Raw genomic sequence first — 15,625 nt, 5'->3', positions numbered from 1 at the left:
TTCAGTTCTCCTTTATATGCTCAATATATTCGTAAGTTTCTGCTTCAGCCTGTAAAATCTCATTGACATTAGGATTCTCAATTACCTGGTGACGATTCATACATTTTTCAATCAGCTCCGGAATTTCCAGAAAGCCTATGCGGTGATCCAGGAACAGCGCCACCGCCTTTTCATTTGCCGCATTGAATACCGTTGGCATGCTTCCGCCCGTGCGCGCCGCCTGCATTCCCAGCTTCAGTCCCGTAAAGACCTCCGTATCAGGCCGTTCAAAGGTAATCTGTCCCAGCTTGTAAAAATCAACCCGCTCTCCGGCCATCGGCCTTCTTTCCGGATAGAAAAGAGCGTATTGAATCGGAAGCTTCATATCCGGCATTCCCAGCTGCGCAATCACCGCGCCGTCCACATATTCCACCATGGAATGAATGATGCTCTGGGGATGGATGACTACCTGGATGCTGTCCAGCTCCACATCGAAAAGCCAGCGCGCCTCCATCACCTCGAGCGCTTTGTTCACCAGGCTTGCGGAATCCACGGTAATTTTACGGCCCATGGACCAGTTGGGGTGCTTCAGCGCATCCTCCGCCCGCATGCCTGCCAGCTCCTGCCTGCTTCTGCCTCGGAACGGTCCGCCGGAGGCTGTCAGCAGGATTTTGGAAACCTGCTTTTTGTCCTCTCCGTTCATGGACTGGAAAATAGCGCTGTGCTCGCTGTCAACAGGCAGGATGGGAACCTTGTGCTTCTTCGCAAGAGGCATGATCAGATGTCCTGCTGTCACCAGGGTTTCTTTATTAGCCAGAGCTATGGTTTTTCCGCTTTCAATTGCCGCAATTGTGGGACGGATGCCTATCATGCCCACAATTGCCGTCACCAGTATTTCATAGGAAGCATCTGAGGCAAGCGCCAACAGGCCTTCCATGCCGGAAAGAACCTTTACCGGCAAATCCGCCGTGCGGCCGCGCAGCTCCTTCGCTGCTTCTTCACTCCACATAACCGCCAGGGCAGGATGAAACTCCCTGATTTGTTTTTCCATCAGCGCTGCATTGCTGCCCGCTGCAAGCCCCATTACCTGTAAATCCGGATTATCCCTGACGATTTCCAGGGTCTGGGTTCCTATGGATCCGGTTGATCCGAGAATCGCTATTTTTTTCATGCCGTATCCTTTCCCGTAACTTTTTTATAACCGTCCGGTAGCTATAGCCGGAAGCCTGAACCACCCGGAAGCCAGAACCATTACGCCAAGTTACAACTGTTATTCAAAATGTATGAGCAGTATGGCCAGATAATAAATGATAGGCGCCGTAAAAAGAACGCTGTCAAAACGGTCCATAATGCCGCCGTGTCCGGGAATCAGCTTTCCGTAGTCCTTAATGTCATGGTTTCTCTTTATCCCTGAAGCGGCCAGATCTCCCACCTGGGAAATAACTGCTCCCACGCCGCAGATAAGCGCGGCGATCCATGTCACATTCTGATCCGCAAACACTCTTTCCAGCGCAAAATAACCAAAAGCTGCACCCACCAGTGCGGAACCCACAACACCGCCCACGGCTCCTTCAATGGATTTCTTGGGACTGAGCACGGGCGCCAGCTTATGCTTCCCGATAGCCATACCTGTCAGATAAGCGCAGGTATCGCAAATCCACGAGCTGATAAAAATCATCCAGACCATGTAAATACCGTTCGGCAGGTTTCGTGTAAGGAAAATAAAGGTAAACAGCACAGGCGCATAAAAAGCGCAGAAAAAAGCCGTCATCACCTGTTCCGCCCTGAACCGGGGAAAAGAAAAAACATAAACGAACATCATTCCCAGAAAAATCAGGGCCAGCATGCCCACCCAGTAAACCGGGTTCTCGGAACCGTATACCACCAGATAATAGAGGACAATGCCTGCATAGCCCACCGCCTCCAGCGCATTATTCTTCTGTCCCTCTGCGATAACGCCGCAGGCCTTCGTCAGCTCCCGGAAAGCTATCAGGGACAGTATCAGCATCCCCAGTGCGAGTACGCCGTCTCCGGTCAGCAGCAGAACCAGCGCCAGAATCACCAGCACCACGCTGCTCATCAATCTTTTACCAAACATAATTTACCTCCATGATTATCCGCAAAGAAGCCTTGCGCCTCAGTCCGGCCTCTGCCGGTGCTAAAGCGGATCCTCCCGCGCTATACGTCCTTTACCAGCCCGAACCTTCTGTCTCTATGATTATATGCTTCTACGGCTTTCAACAATTCTTCTTTTGTAAAATCAGGCCAGGCAACCGGCGTAAAATAAAACTCCGTATAGGCCAGCTGCCACAGCAGGAAGTTGGAAATCCGCTGTTCGTTACAGGTACGGATGAGCAGATCCGGATCAGGCAGCCCTGCGGTATCCAGCGCATTGCAGAAATCCTCCTCCGTCAGCTCCTCCGGATTTATAATTCCCTGCGCGGCTTTCCTGGCCAGCTTCTGCGCAGCTCTGCGGACCTCGTCCCTTCCGCCGTAATTCAATGCGATCTGGAAATGCAGGCCGGTATTGTTCTTCGTCGCTTCCTCCAGCTGATTGATTCTGGAACGGATATCCTCATCCAGCCCTTCCTTGTCACCGATAACACGCACGCACATATTGTTTTTCGCAGCGGTTTTCAGACAGGTCTTCATATAATTGCGCAGAAGGGTCATCAGCGCATCCACCTCGTCCTGGGGACGTTTCCAGTTTTCCGTGGAAAAAGCATAAACCGTCAGGTACTGGATTCCCATCCGGTATGCTTCCTCACAGATTACCTCCACGTTCTTAGCCCCCTGCACATGCCCGTAATTCCTGGGCATCCCCTTGGCCTTGGCCCACCGGCCGTTTCCATCCAATATTATCGCCACATGATTTGGTATGTTCATAATCTGCTATCTCTCCTGTCCTGTTCCTGAAACTGGTAAAAAGGGACAAGCCAAGTAACGCCTGCCCCTCTTATTTCAATTGTAATCCCTGTTCTTTTTAAACGGTCAGGATTTCTTTTGCCTTTTCCTCAACCAGCTTGTCGATTTCCTTTACGTATTTATCGGTCAGCTTCTGAAGGGCTTCCTCAAGCTCCTTGATTTCATCCTCAGAAACATCCTCTTTAGCCAGCTTCTTAAAGGTATCGTTGCCGTCCCTGCGGATATTGCGGACTGCAACCTTGCCTTCCTCGCCTTTCTTCTTTACTTCCTTTACCAGCTCTTTTCTGCGTTCCTCCGTAAGCTCCGGAATTACCAGACGGATAACGCTGCCGTCATTGTTGGGGGTAATTCCCACATCGGATGCCATAATCGCCTTTTCGATCTCTTTAATCAGTGATTTCTCCCAGGGTGAGATCTGGATCATCCTCGGTTCGGGAACCGTGATATTGCCTACCTGCTGAATTGGGGTAGGGCTTCCGTAATAGTTCACTTTAATCTTGTCCAGGATATGGGGATTTGCGCGTCCGGCACGGATTGTTGCAAAATCTGCAGCCAGATATTCATAGGCCTTGCTCATTTTGTTTTCAAACTGCTGTAATTTTTCGTTCATCGATATATCCTCCCTGTTTTTTATACGGTAACCTTGGTTCCGTTAAATTTACCTTTTACTGTATTTACAATGCTGTTTTCTTCATTCAGGCCAAATACCCACATCGGCATTTTATTATCCCTGGCAAGGATGGACGCTGTCATATCCACTACCTGCAGGTTCTTTGCGATGACTTCATCAATGGTCACTTCATCATATTTCTTCGCCGAAGGGTTCTTTTTGGGATCGTCATCATATACGCCGTCAATGGCCTTGGCAAGCAGGATAACCTCGGCTTCCACCTCCACAGCCCGCAGCACAACGCCGGTATCGGTGGAAAAATACGGATGTCCCGTACCGCCGGCAAAGAATACAACCATGCCCCTGTCAAAATACTTATTCGCCCTGTCCTTGGAAAAAAGCTTGGTAAAGGAGCCGCATTCAAAAGGTGTCAGCACTGCCGTCTGCATTCCTTCCGCCCTGCATATTTCGGAGACATAAATGCAGTTCATGATGGTTGCCAGCATTCCGATCTGATCCGCTTTCGTCCTGTCAATATTTTCACTGGTGCGTCCTCTCCAGAAATTGCCGCCGCCTATAACAACGCCGACCTGGACGCCTTCCTCCACCAGCTGCTTTATCTGAAGGGCCACCTTTCTTACAGTAGGCTCATGAAAGCCTTGCTTTTCTTCTCCCGCCAGAGCTTCTCCGCTCAATTTCAGTAAAATTCTTTTCATTATAATACGCTCCTATCTGCGTGCTACGGCACGCTCACAGATCCGCAGGACTACTGCAGAGCCTTTGCTTTCTTTTCAAATTCCTTCCGGGCCATCCGGAAGCAGTCCATTAGCTTGGGATTAAACTGGCCGCATTCCCCGTCCAGTATCATCTGATAGGCCACATCATAGGAAAAGGCCGGCTTATAAACCCTGTCGCTCACCAGCGCGTCATAAACATCAGCAATGGAAACCACCTGGGCGGCCAGCGGGATTTCATCCCCCTTCAGTCCATGGGGGTTCCTTTTCCATCCCATTTTTCATGATGGCTTAACGCTATGTTATAACAGAATTCCTTGAATACTCTGTTATCTGCAGCAAGCTTCCCTCTGTTCAGATTAATATACTCCACTGCTTCTCTGCCGTTCTCCGCCAGAATTACTTCGTAATCATCCTCAAAGATACCCCGCAGTATCTCCCGGTTCATTTCCATATCATCGACAACAAGTATCTTATCCTTCACGACTTTTACCTTTCCTGCAGACCTGTGTCTACCTACAGCTGTCGGATTATCTGTGTCAGCAATTCGTAATTTTCTTCTGCGTCCTGTACAAATTCATCCAGCCGGTCATACTTCCGGCTCCGCAGCTCCTCAGTCAGTGCGGACACAACCGTATAGAAAGGATCCAGCCCCAGGTTGCCGGCAACGCCCTTCAGGGTATGTGCATCCCTGAACGCTTCTTCGTAATCTCCGGCGCTTATATGCTCCTTCAGCTGCGCGTAATTGGGATCCTCAAGAAAACGCTTCAGGAACTTCAGGTATAATGCCTCATTGTTCATAAAGCGTTCCATTGTCTTATCCAAATCCACGCCGGCTTCAGTCAGCTGTTTTTTTATTGTGTCATCCATCTTTTCCCCTTTAATTCGGGCAGTCTTTTTTCAGACTGCCCGGCCTATCCGTGATTGAATAAATTATAGCATTCTTTCCACACAATATGCAATCTATTTTTTCCAGGTATAAGGAACGAACAGAAGCAGCATGGGGAAAATTTCAAGTCTTCCTGCAAGCATGTCAAACATCAGCACATATTTGGAAAAGCCGGAAAAGAAAGCGAAATTCCCGGCAGGCCCCACCAGCGACAGGCCGGGGCCGATATTATTAAGCGCTGAAATAACCGCCGTAACGTTGGTTGTAAAATCAAAATTGTCTATGGTCAGCAGAAGGATGGACGCCAACAGGATTCCCGCATAGGAAATCAGGAATATATTAGCCGCCCTCACCACCGGGTGATCCAGCTTTTTCCCGTCCATCATTACAATCTTTACACTTCTGGGGTGAATCAGGATCCCCAGTTCCTTTTTGATGGTTTTCATATACATCAGGATTCGGGAAACCTTAATGCCGCCGCCCGTGCTGCCGGCGCAGGCTCCTATAAACATAAGGATCACAAGAAGCGTCCTGGAAAATTCGGGCCACTGGTCAAAATCCGTGGTGGCAAAGCCCGTGGTGGTCATGATGGAGGCAACCTGGAAGGCCGCATGCCGGAGGCTGTCTCCCACATTTCCCATCTGGGAAAGGATATTAAACGCTATCAGAAGCGTGGCCGCCGTAAAGATTGCAAAATAGGCTTTCACCTCCTCCATGCAGAAGGCATCCTTCACTTTCTTGGCAATGATCAGATAATAAAAAGCGAAGTTGGTTCCGAACAGCATCATGAAAATGGTGACAATCACCTGAATATAGGGGCTGTAGCCTGCAATACTGTCCGAACGGATGCCGAAGCCGCCGGTACCGGCCGTCCCGAAGGCGGTGCAGACCGCATCAAACATGGGGATTCTTCCTAAAAGAAGAAGCACGATTTCCAAAACGGTGAGCGCCACATAAATTCCATAAAGGAAAAAAGCCGTGGTACGTATTCTCGGCACAAGCTTGCTCACGGAAGGCCCCGGGCTTTCCGCACGCATCAGATGCATTGTCTGGCCGCTTGACATAGGAAGGATCTGCAGAACAAATACCAGAACGCCCATACCGCCGATCCAGTGTGAAAAGCTTCTCCAGAACAGGATACCATGGGACAGATCCTCCACCCGGGCCAGGATGCTGGCTCCCGTTGTGGTAAAGCCGGAGATAATCTCAAACAGGGAATCCGTAAAACTGGGAATCTCACCCGTAAAATAAAATGGCAGCGCGCCAATCAGGCTCATCACAATCCATCCAAGCGCAACTCCCACATACCCTTCCCTCGCATAGAACTGCGTATTTTCAGGTCTCTTGAAGGAAAGAGCTGTCCCAAGGATAAAGGACAGCAGTGCACAGGCCAGAAAAACCGGCCATGTCTTTTCTCTGTAAAGAAGAGACACGGCCAGAGGAAGGAGGAGGAATACGCCCTCCACCTTCATGATCCAGCCGAGTATATAGCTAATACTTTTGTAATTCATGCTACGATTGCTCCTTCTAGGCAAGAATATCGTCTATATCATCCAGGCCCTTGTGGGTGGTTACCACTATCACGGTATCTCCGGCCCTGATCATGTCTTGTCCGGAGGGCAGGATAATCTTTCCTCTTCTGATAATATTGCACAGCAGCAGATTTTTCTTTAACTTCAGCTGGCTTAAGGGAACATCAAGCACCCTGGAATCCTTTTTCACGGAAAATTCCAGCGCCTCTACCTTGTTGTCTATGATCCGGTAAACAGCTTCCACGGCGCTTCCCATGGAATTCTGCATGCTGCGGACATATTTGATAATATGCTCCGCCGTAATATATTTGGGGCTGACTACGCTCCCGATATCAAAATTATCAATGATGCCGCCATAATTAATTTTGTTGATTTTGGTAATCACCTTGGCTTTGGACACCTTTCCCACATAGCAGGAAAGCATGACGTTTTCCTCGTCCAGCCCGGTCAGGGAAATAAAGGCATCCGTGCTCTCAATCCCCTCCTCCCGGAGAAGATCCGTCGCGGAGGCATCTCCGTAGATAATCATTGCCTTGGGCAGAAGCTCGCTGAGCTCGTCGCATCTGGCCCTATTATTTTCAATAATCTTCACCTGAATTTTGGATTCCAGCAGCTTTCTTGCCAGATAATAAGCCAGAGTCCCTCCTCCGGCTATCATGACGTCCTTGATCATTTTGCTCTCAATGCCGATGCTTGCAAACAGCGCCTTCATTTTATCAGGGGAAACGATTACGGAAATATAATCCCCTTCATGAAGAATGGTATTGCCGTCCGGAATAATGACGTCATGGCTGCCGTCTCTTTCCACAACACATATCAGCAGGCTGAAGCCGAACTTTTTTGTGGCGTCGCTGATCTTCTTATCCGCCCAGGTAGAATTTTCCGGAATGCGGAACCGCACCAGATCCACCTTTCCCTTGGCAAAGGCGTCCACCTCCATGGCGGAGGGCACCCGGATCAACCTGGCGATATCAGAAGCCGCAGCCAGCTCCGGATTAATGGCCAGGGACAGCCCCAGTTCATCCTTAATAAACCCTATTTCGGCATAATAGCCAGGGTCGCGTACCCTGGCAATTGTCTGGCAGTGCCCCGCCTTTCTTGCGATCAGGCAGCACAGTAGATTCACTTCATCCTTATTGGTGACCGCTATCAGGAGATCCGCTTCCTTAACGCCTGCTTCCTCCTGTACGCGATAGCTGGTGGCATTGCCCTGGATGCACATAACATCCAGCACATTTCCCACCAGCCTTTCTTTTTCTTCATTGATGTCAATGATGGTCAGCTCGTGACCCTCTTCATTCAGCTGTTCGGCCAGGGCATATCCAACTTTGCCGCAGCCGGCGATTATGATTTTCATTTGTGTTTCCTTACCTTGTTTCCTTCTTCTTTAGTCAAAACATACTGCCTGCGGGAATAAAAAACATCGCGTTATGCGCGTCCCAAAGCAGAGAGATAATAACGGTACAGATTCTTGTAGGTCCCATTGCTGAAATGGAGGCCGTCCGTAAGCGTATAGCCTGTCCCCTGAAGATAGGAATAGCTGTCTATCCAGTGGATTTCCGGGCTGAGGCGCGCCTGCAGCTTCCTGTTGAAATTGCTTACCATGGATTTGGTTATGTATTTTCCATTCTCCACAGGGTTCACGGAGGAATAATAGACGGTTGCGCCCTTCTGTATCCATTCTGCGGCCTTCCTGTTCACCAGCTCGGCATAAGCATTCACATTTGCCACATCGTTTACGCCGAGGTTAATGATGATCTTCGTCCCATTGCCAACCGCTTCATCGATCTGGGGTATGGCTTCGGATGCAAACCATTTATAACCCTGGGAGGATTTGGCTATCCATACAAAACCGTTGTCGCCCACCGCATTGTTCATCTGCACGAACCTGGAATCTCCCACAAAAATGATTTCCGGCCCTGCCGGAAGCTCTTCCTGTACGGCCGCCAGTCCCATAAACGCTTCAATCTGGGCATCCGTCATGGCTATCTGCTGCACCTGCGTCTGCTCCAGCGCCTGCAGCTGTCCCAGAAGCTGCAGCTGCGCCGCATCAATGGCGGAGGCTTCCTGAAGCTGGGTAAGCGTCTGGATCTGCAGCTGTACCTGTTCCAGCTGCGTCTGCAGAATCTGGCGGATGTCCTGCAGCTGTCCGGTATACTCTTCCGGATCTGCCACAGGCAGGGGAACCGTCTCTTCACCGGCCGCCTGTCCTGTCCCGGAGGGCTGGACCGTATCCTGCACCTGTACAGCTGTCTGGATTACCTGTGTATCATCTCCGGCCTCTGCCGTTTTATCTGCCCGTATTGTCATGGACGGTACCGTCAGCGCACATACCGCTGCAAGCGTCAGTGCCGCTTTCAGTATCCTGCCTTTCACTTTTTTCGTCATACTAAATCCTTTCTGCGAAAACAAGTTTCCTGCAACCAAGCATCCTTATTATACGTTGACTTTCAGGAAAAGGCAATCCCTTCCTGCGATAATTGACAGAATGCGCCTTCAGGCAGCCGGCAGTCTCCCTTACAGCTGCGGCTGACGCCTGAAACCCCGCCTTTTTCAGGGCTGTACGGGGCATGGCGAATCCTGCAGCAGATTATAATATTCAAAAAAAGGGAAGAAAAAGTCCGCCACAGGCTTCATTTTTCTTCCCGAAAATCCGGCATATTTCTACATTATTGGTTTGAATCCAAAACCTTTACCTGTTTATTCCGCCTTAATAAATACCTGCATTTCACCCTCGCCCCTGTTGGCCCAGGCAAAATAAGGAATCCACTGAAGCTGTACTTCTTCATATTCAGGCCTGCTGTACTCCTGATACAACTCCCCTGCTTCCTCAGGCTGCATGACAAGGCGTTTTCCCTTTGTTGTCACAGTGACCATGCGCTGTCCAAGCTTCTCTTCCGCCTTTGCTTCCGGCGCAGGATCCGCCGCCAGGGAACACAGATGGAGATTTTTGCCGTTGTCCGCTTCTTCCATACAGTAAACGACAGGCCCTCTCATCACGGCGGCCTTGCCGATGTCCTCTCTCACTCTGCCGTCCGCCTGCATCAGGCGAACCTCCATGGGGAATTCCAGTTCCAGCTTTTCTCCGCCTTCCCATACTCTGTCGATGATAAGGTAGCCGTCTTTCACCGTTCTGGTTTCACCGTTTTCGGTTACTGCCTCGCCTTCCCGGAGGCCTTTTTCCCCGTTTATGGTATAATCCCTGCACCAGCCCGGAATGCGGAAAGCGATCCTGCAGGCTGTCGGCGCCCCGACATTGACCTCCGCCGTCACCTTACCGTCCCAGGGGAAGTCGGAAGTAATTCGCAGATCCAGCTTTTTACCGCCGCAGTCCTTTTCCAGGACGCCGCCCATATACAGATGCACATAAAGGGAATCCTCCGCTTCCGTATAAGCATAAGATGCAATGGAGCTGAGCAGTCTTGCGATATTGGGAGGACAGCAGGCACAGCCGAACCATTTCTGGCGGACGGGTTTTACATGGAATTTACGTTCGTCCTTGTGGCAGGCCTCCGGCAGGCTTTCCAGAGGATTCACATAGAAGAAGCTTTTTCCGTCCAGAGCCATGCCGCTGAGGATGCCATTGTAAAGAGCGCGTTCCATCACGTCGGCGTATTTTCTGTCCGCTTTGATTTCCAGCATTCTCCTTGCAAAGAAAACGAGTCCGATGGAAGCACAGGTTTCCGCATATGCCGTATCATTGGGCAGATCGTAATTGAAGGAAAAGGCCTCGCCCATATGGGTGGCGCCGATACCTCCGGTGATGTACATTTTCTTGCGGGTGATATTGTCCCAAAGCTTCTCGCAGGCCGCATAGAGCGCTTCATCTCCTGTCAGCCTGGCAATATCCGCCATACCGGAATACAGATAAACCGCACGCACCGCATGTCCTACAGCCTCATCCTGTTCCCGGACAGGCAGGTGGGCCTGGTTGTACTGATAGCGCAGCTCATCTTCATGGCATTTCTTCACGGCTTCAGGATGCTCCGCATCAAAATAATAAGGTCTGGTTCCACGCTGATCCACGAAGAAACGGCTCAGATTCAGATATTTGTCATCGCCTGTCGCTTCATAGAGACGCACCAGCGCCATCTCTGCGATCTCATGGCCGGGATAGCCCTTTTTCTTATCCGGTTCAGGGCCGAAACAGGAAGCGATATAATCCGCATATCTTTGCGCAGCCTTCAGAAGCTTATCCTTTCCTGTCGCCTGGTAATAAGCAACGGCGCCCTCGGTGAGGTGCCCAAAGCAGTAAAGCTCATGGTTATCCTTAAGATTGGTGAATACCTTTGACATATCATTGATGATGTAATAGGTATCCAGATAACCGTTTTCCTGCTGTGCGGCGCATACGATGTCAATTGCCTCATCCGCCGTCCTTTCAAGCTCTGCATCGGGATGCTGGGTCAGAGAGTAGCCCACCGCCTCGATCCATTTGGAGAAATCGCTGTCCTGGAACAGGCAGCCGTAAAAACGATCCTCCATATGCTCCATATCCTCCGGCAGCGGCTGGAAAATAATAGGCCACTTTATTTCTTTATAATCCGCGCCCATTTCCTTTCTCTGCGCCGTTATTTTTCCGGCAATTTTAAAGTTGCGCATACAGAAGCTGGGATCAGCCTCCGGAATGCGGTCGTTTAACGCCTCCCACTGATAAGGAATGACTTCCCTGCGTACCAGCTCCATTTCATGCTTCCAGAATGCATCGGTTACCTGTACCTTTCTTAAGGAAACCGGGCTGCTCTGTCTATTTTTTTCCATATTTGTTATCCTCCTGCGCTGCGTCACATTTGGGACGTTTTCCAAATGCCGCTTGATTTATATTTATCCTAACAGGCACAGCAAAGCTTTTCCATTGCTATTATGGAAAGCAGCATGTATAATATGGAAAAGCAAGGTAACCCTTCAGTCAGCTGTTAACAGTAACTGTGAAGGGAATGAACCGTTAACGGAGGGCAATATGAGCGCTTATTTTCAGTTGATGAGCCCGCGGCGCGTCAGTTCGGCCAATTATATAACCTTTATCAACCCCACGCCTCATCCGGACAGGGTTATGGACGAGCATGATTTCCTGTATATGCTTGACGGAAGCTGGCGGATTATGGAGGAAAACTCCTGTTATGAAATGCATTCCGATGATTTGCTCATTCTGCCGGCAGGCAGGCATCATTATGGGAAGGGGCTGTGCACCCCTAATAATAAACACATGTATATTCATGTAAAACCGCTGGAGACGGAACGCATGGGGACTGCTTTCTCTTCCCGGCTGGCGGAATTTCATTCCCTGATTCACTGTCAGGATAATCCCCGGATAAAAGAGATTTTCCAGGAAATCATCTCCCTGCGGTGGAACGGCTCTTCTCTGCGTGAGGATAAGCTTTCCCTTCTCATAAACCTGCTTCTCTGCGAGCTGAAGGAGCAGCAGGAAAAGCCGGTGTCAGCCTCTTCCTCCCACAATATTCTGGCAGAAGCATCACGGCTGATTCAGACGACGCCCCAGACTTTTTTTACAGGGAAGGACCTGGCAGATCGTTTCTTTGTATGTGAAAGGACACTTTCCAACCAATTTAAAAAGGCATACGGCAAGACGCTGTATGTCTATCAAATGGATGTAAAGCTGGAAATGGTGCGCCAGTTCCTGTTAAGCCAGCCGGAGGTCAAGCTGCATGAAACAGCGCTGAATTTCGGTTTCTGTGACGAATTCCACATGAGCCGGACCTTTAAAAGGAAATACGGCGTGTCTCCAAGCCAGTACCGGCAGGAGAACCTGGGATCTTAAAGCACGGAGGCCAGGGCGCACAGAGAATGCACTGCTACAAGCGGCTGCGTGACCTTCCTTACGGCTTTATATTCCAGGCATCTGCCTGCCAGGGCCAGGATGGCCGTAATTCCTGCCGCAGCAGCCACACTGGGCTGCCGCGCAGTTTCCTTTTTTAAATCAGCCCCACCAGCTCAGAAAGCTTTCCATCGCGTAAAAAGACAGGGATCACATCCAGATCTGCCTTTACAGTAACGGTCTGTCTGCCTTCGTATTCCGTTCCGTCATGAACCAGCGTCCACTTTGCGCCTGCGGGAAGATATACCTGACGTTCCACAGCGTCCTCATACATAACCGGGGCAACCAGCATGTCGCTTCCGTACATATACTGCTCCTTCATATCCCAGCAGCACTCCTGCTCCGGGAACTCATAGAACATGGTACGCATTACGGGCCTGCCCAGGGTATGGGCCTCTTCCATCAGCTTTCTGGTATAAGGTCTCATGGCTTCACGGAAACGGATGTATTTTACCAGGGTTTCACAGTTTTCCCCGCCGAAGCTCCATACCTCATTATCAGCGCCGGTGGGCTGCATCACCTCTCCCGCCTGATTCATCACTCTCTGAGAAGGGACACGGTCACCATGCAGACGCATTACCGGACAGAAGGTTCCCCACTCAAACCAGCGCACCAGCAGCCTGCGGAAGCTTTCATCCTCCGGGTTTCCTCCGGAAAAGCCGCCGATATCGGTGGTCCACCAGGGAATACCCGCCACGCCCATATTCAGGCCGGCACATACCTGTCTGCGGAAGGTCTCCCAGTCGGAATGGATGTCTCCTGACCATACAAGCGCGCCGTAACGCTGGCTGCCGGCCCATGCGCAGCGAAGCAGGTTAACCACATTTTCCTGCCCGGCTTCCGTCTGTCCTTCATAGAAGGTTCTCGCATAAGCCTGGGGATAAATGTTTCCAATCTGGGCATTGGTTCCCTGATAATAACGGTAATTATCGAAATCATAGCCGCTGTACTCCGGCTCCGCTTCATCCAGCCAGAATACCTTGATTCCCTTGTCATAGTAATTCTGCTTGCATTTGTCCCATACATATGCGCGTGAACGGGGATTGGTGGCATCATAGAAGGTGCTGTTGCCATTGTAAAGCATGGCGATGTCCACACCCTTTTCCGCCTTTACAAGAAGCCCCTTCTGTTTCATTTCCTCATAGTTTTCACTTTTCCAGTCGATCTGGGGCCATACGGAAACCATCAGCTCGATTCCCATGTCTTTCAGCTCCCTGACCATAGCGTCCGGATCCGGGAAAAATTCCTCGTCAAAACGGAAATCACCCATTTTCGGCCAGTGGAAAAAGTCACAGACGATGACATCAATGGGAATATTTCTCTTTTTATATTCCCTTGCCACCTCCAGCAGCTGCTCCTGATTCCAGTAACGCAGCTTGCACTGCCAGAAGCCCATTCCATATTCAGGCATCATGGGCACCTTACCCGTAGCATCCGCATAGGCACGCTCGATTTCATCCGGCGTATCCCCTGCGGTAATCCAGTAATCCATCTGCTTTGTGCTTTCCGCATACCACTCTGTGGTGTTGGAGGCAAAGCTCACACGGCCGACAGCCGGATTGTGCCACAGGAAGCCATAGCCCTGATCCGAAAGCACGAAGGGAACGCTCGCCTGGGAATTTCTGTGGGCCAGCTCAAGATTGCAGTTTTTTACATTCAGGATATCCTGCTGGTACTGTCCCATACCGAACAGCTTTTCTTTCGGCTCGGAAGCAAAGGTCACGGTCAGGTGAAAATCTCCTCCGATGATGGGTTTGAAGAAACGGTTTTTCTTATTCAGGGCGCCGCCCTCTCCCGCTTCCTTTAAAAGAAGCTTCCCATTCTGGTTGTAAAAAGAAATATCACACTTCTTTGACCAGTTGCTCACTTCAAGGACCGCACGGATTTTCCCGTTCACAATTTCCGAACGATACTCACCCACGGTTATTTCCGCTTTCACTTCATCCTGTTTAAGCAATGCATAATCCGTATCCTCCAGTTCTCCGAGAATCGTGGAACGGACACGGAAGCTGTTGGCTCCCCAGGGCTCTACGGAAAGCACCTCGCCATCATAACGGTAAACGAGGGCATTTCCTTCCTGACTCATTGTATACATAGCAAATCCTCCTCTGTTTGGATAAGGAACTGTCAATATTTTTGACAGATCCAAAAAATGGCAAACAGGCTGTTCACCTGTCTTCCACCATTATATTCATTCTTTTTTATGGATTCATTATGTATATTGACCAGTTTTTTAAGTATCCTGACCTTTTCTGTATTTCTGCGGTGTGGTATGATACAGCTTCCCAAACTCTGTGGTGAAATAGTTCCCGCTTCCAAAGCCCACATCCAACGCAATCTTTCCCACCGGATCATCCGTTTCCTTCAAAAGGCGCTCCGCTTTCCGGAATCTGACCCGCTGCACATATTCCACAAAGGTCATATGGAAATTCTCCCTGAAGAAACGGCACAGATAGCCCTCGCTTACGGAAAGGTAGGCTGCCAGAGAGTTCAGGACGATGCGCTGGGTATAATTTTCCTCCACAAAACCTACGATTTTCCGGATCATTTCACTCTTTCTCGTATTGGCCTTCACCGGCTGGATTTCTTCCTCCTGAAGTATGATAATATCGTAAACCACCTGAAGAAGGTAAGCACGGACAAGCAGCTCATAGCCCTTTTCCTTTTCATCGAAAACAAAGAAGGTTTTATTGAGCATTTCAAACAGCGCCTTCTGAATGCTGTTCTTCTCCCGCAGCAGGATATACCTGCCTTGCTCCTGCGCCAGCAAGGGCTGCAGATATTTCTGTTCAATTCTGTCATTGGCCATCCCGGAGAGGAAGCTGTAGTCAAAAACCACCGCCCTGAATTCCAGCTTTGTCCCGAAGCAGTCATGGGAGCCGTGGAGGGTATTGGGCTTGATTAAAAGCACATCCCCCTCCTCAATCACGAACTGTTCCGCTTCCACCTGAAAATTGGCCTTGCCTGAAGTGATGAAGAAAATCTCAATTTCCGGATGCCAGTGATAGCTCAGCGGCATCTGGAAATCCTCTTCCATTTTTGTCTCATATGCGCTGACAGGGAACAGTAAATCTCCATGCTTTCTGTTTTCTCTTAAGGGTCTGGGCTGTTTCATCTGCG

Annotated in this window: 16 protein-coding genes; 1 reads left to right on the top strand and 15 read right to left on the bottom strand. The window is 50.0% G+C overall.

Going from position 1 to position 15,625, the window contains the following annotated elements; genetic code table 11:
• Position 1: 1 nt before the first annotated feature.
• From dxr to FYJ45_RS08040, 12 genes are all read right to left on the bottom strand, one after another.
• Positions 2–1,150, bottom strand: coding sequence for a 1-deoxy-D-xylulose-5-phosphate reductoisomerase (dxr, locus tag FYJ45_RS08090; protein WP_154464196.1), 1,149 nt, complete (start codon positions 1,148–1,150; stop codon positions 2–4).
• Between the two features lie 99 nt (positions 1,151–1,249).
• Complete coding sequence (locus tag FYJ45_RS08085) at positions 1,250–2,077, bottom strand: phosphatidate cytidylyltransferase (RefSeq protein ID WP_021635869.1); 828 nt, start codon at positions 2,075–2,077, stop codon at positions 1,250–1,252.
• Positions 2,078–2,157: 80 nt separating this feature from the next.
• Positions 2,158–2,865 carry an isoprenyl transferase gene (locus tag FYJ45_RS08080; protein ID WP_154464195.1) on the bottom strand — a complete coding sequence of 236 codons (708 nt, stop codon included), beginning with the start codon at positions 2,863–2,865 and terminating at the stop codon, positions 2,158–2,160.
• A 97-nt stretch (positions 2,866–2,962) separates the two neighbouring features.
• On the bottom strand, positions 2,963–3,514 hold the full coding sequence (gene frr, locus FYJ45_RS08075) for a ribosome recycling factor (RefSeq protein ID WP_021635871.1): 552 nt from the start codon (positions 3,512–3,514) through the stop codon (positions 2,963–2,965).
• Between the two features lie 20 nt (positions 3,515–3,534).
• The gene (pyrH, locus tag FYJ45_RS08070) at positions 3,535–4,230 is read right to left on the bottom strand and encodes a UMP kinase (RefSeq protein WP_154464194.1); all 696 of its coding nucleotides are present in this window, start codon (positions 4,228–4,230) and stop codon (positions 3,535–3,537) included.
• A gap of 50 nt (positions 4,231–4,280) precedes the next feature.
• Positions 4,281–4,526 (bottom strand): HD-GYP domain-containing protein, encoded by a 246-nt coding sequence (locus tag FYJ45_RS30540; RefSeq protein ID WP_320620639.1) that lies wholly within the window; start codon positions 4,524–4,526, stop codon positions 4,281–4,283.
• The gene (locus tag FYJ45_RS31730; RefSeq protein ID WP_320620638.1) at positions 4,496–4,732 is read right to left on the bottom strand and encodes a hypothetical protein; all 237 of its coding nucleotides are present in this window, start codon (positions 4,730–4,732) and stop codon (positions 4,496–4,498) included. The genes FYJ45_RS30540 and FYJ45_RS31730 overlap by 31 nt, the downstream gene beginning before the upstream one ends.
• Before the next feature lie 32 nt (positions 4,733–4,764).
• Positions 4,765–5,118: an Hpt domain-containing protein gene (locus FYJ45_RS08060; protein WP_154464193.1), complete on the bottom strand. Its 354-nt coding sequence runs from the start codon at positions 5,116–5,118 to the stop codon at positions 4,765–4,767.
• A gap of 93 nt (positions 5,119–5,211) precedes the next feature.
• A complete protein-coding gene (locus tag FYJ45_RS08055) occupies positions 5,212–6,648 on the bottom strand; it encodes a TrkH family potassium uptake protein (protein WP_154464192.1) in 1,437 nt (478 codons plus the stop codon).
• 16 nt (positions 6,649–6,664) lie between these two features.
• A complete protein-coding gene (gene trkA / locus FYJ45_RS08050) occupies positions 6,665–8,026 on the bottom strand; it encodes a Trk system potassium transporter TrkA (RefSeq protein WP_154464191.1) in 1,362 nt (453 codons plus the stop codon).
• A 71-nt stretch (positions 8,027–8,097) separates the two neighbouring features.
• A complete protein-coding gene (locus FYJ45_RS08045; protein WP_154464190.1) occupies positions 8,098–9,057 on the bottom strand; it encodes an SGNH/GDSL hydrolase family protein in 960 nt (319 codons plus the stop codon).
• A gap of 312 nt (positions 9,058–9,369) precedes the next feature.
• Positions 9,370–11,430: a glycoside hydrolase family 127 protein gene (locus FYJ45_RS08040; RefSeq protein ID WP_154464189.1), complete on the bottom strand. Its 2,061-nt coding sequence runs from the start codon at positions 11,428–11,430 to the stop codon at positions 9,370–9,372.
• A gap of 199 nt (positions 11,431–11,629) precedes the next feature.
• Between FYJ45_RS08040 and FYJ45_RS08035 the strand changes: the two genes are divergently transcribed.
• A complete protein-coding gene (locus FYJ45_RS08035) occupies positions 11,630–12,448 on the top strand; it encodes a helix-turn-helix transcriptional regulator (protein ID WP_195841728.1) in 819 nt (272 codons plus the stop codon).
• Here FYJ45_RS08035 and FYJ45_RS31400 read toward each other — a convergent pair.
• The 3 genes from FYJ45_RS31400 to FYJ45_RS08025 form a co-directional block, all read right to left on the bottom strand.
• Positions 12,445–12,576, bottom strand: a complete 132-nt coding sequence (locus FYJ45_RS31400) for a hypothetical protein (protein WP_268890924.1) — start codon at positions 12,574–12,576, stop codon at positions 12,445–12,447. The genes FYJ45_RS08035 and FYJ45_RS31400 overlap by 4 nt on opposite strands.
• A gap of 26 nt (positions 12,577–12,602) precedes the next feature.
• The gene (locus tag FYJ45_RS08030) at positions 12,603–14,600 is read right to left on the bottom strand and encodes a glycoside hydrolase family 31 protein (protein WP_154464187.1); all 1,998 of its coding nucleotides are present in this window, start codon (positions 14,598–14,600) and stop codon (positions 12,603–12,605) included.
• 138 nt (positions 14,601–14,738) lie between these two features.
• Positions 14,739–15,620, bottom strand: coding sequence for an AraC family transcriptional regulator (locus FYJ45_RS08025; protein ID WP_154464186.1), 882 nt, complete (start codon positions 15,618–15,620; stop codon positions 14,739–14,741).
• Positions 15,621–15,625: the final 5 nt, after the last annotated feature.

This window comes from Eisenbergiella porci (assembly GCF_009696275.1).
Classification (GTDB): Bacteria; Bacillota; Clostridia; order Lachnospirales; family Lachnospiraceae; genus Eisenbergiella; species Eisenbergiella porci.
Note: the sequence above shows the minus strand (reverse complement) of the source record. Positions and strands in the feature narration are given on the sequence as shown.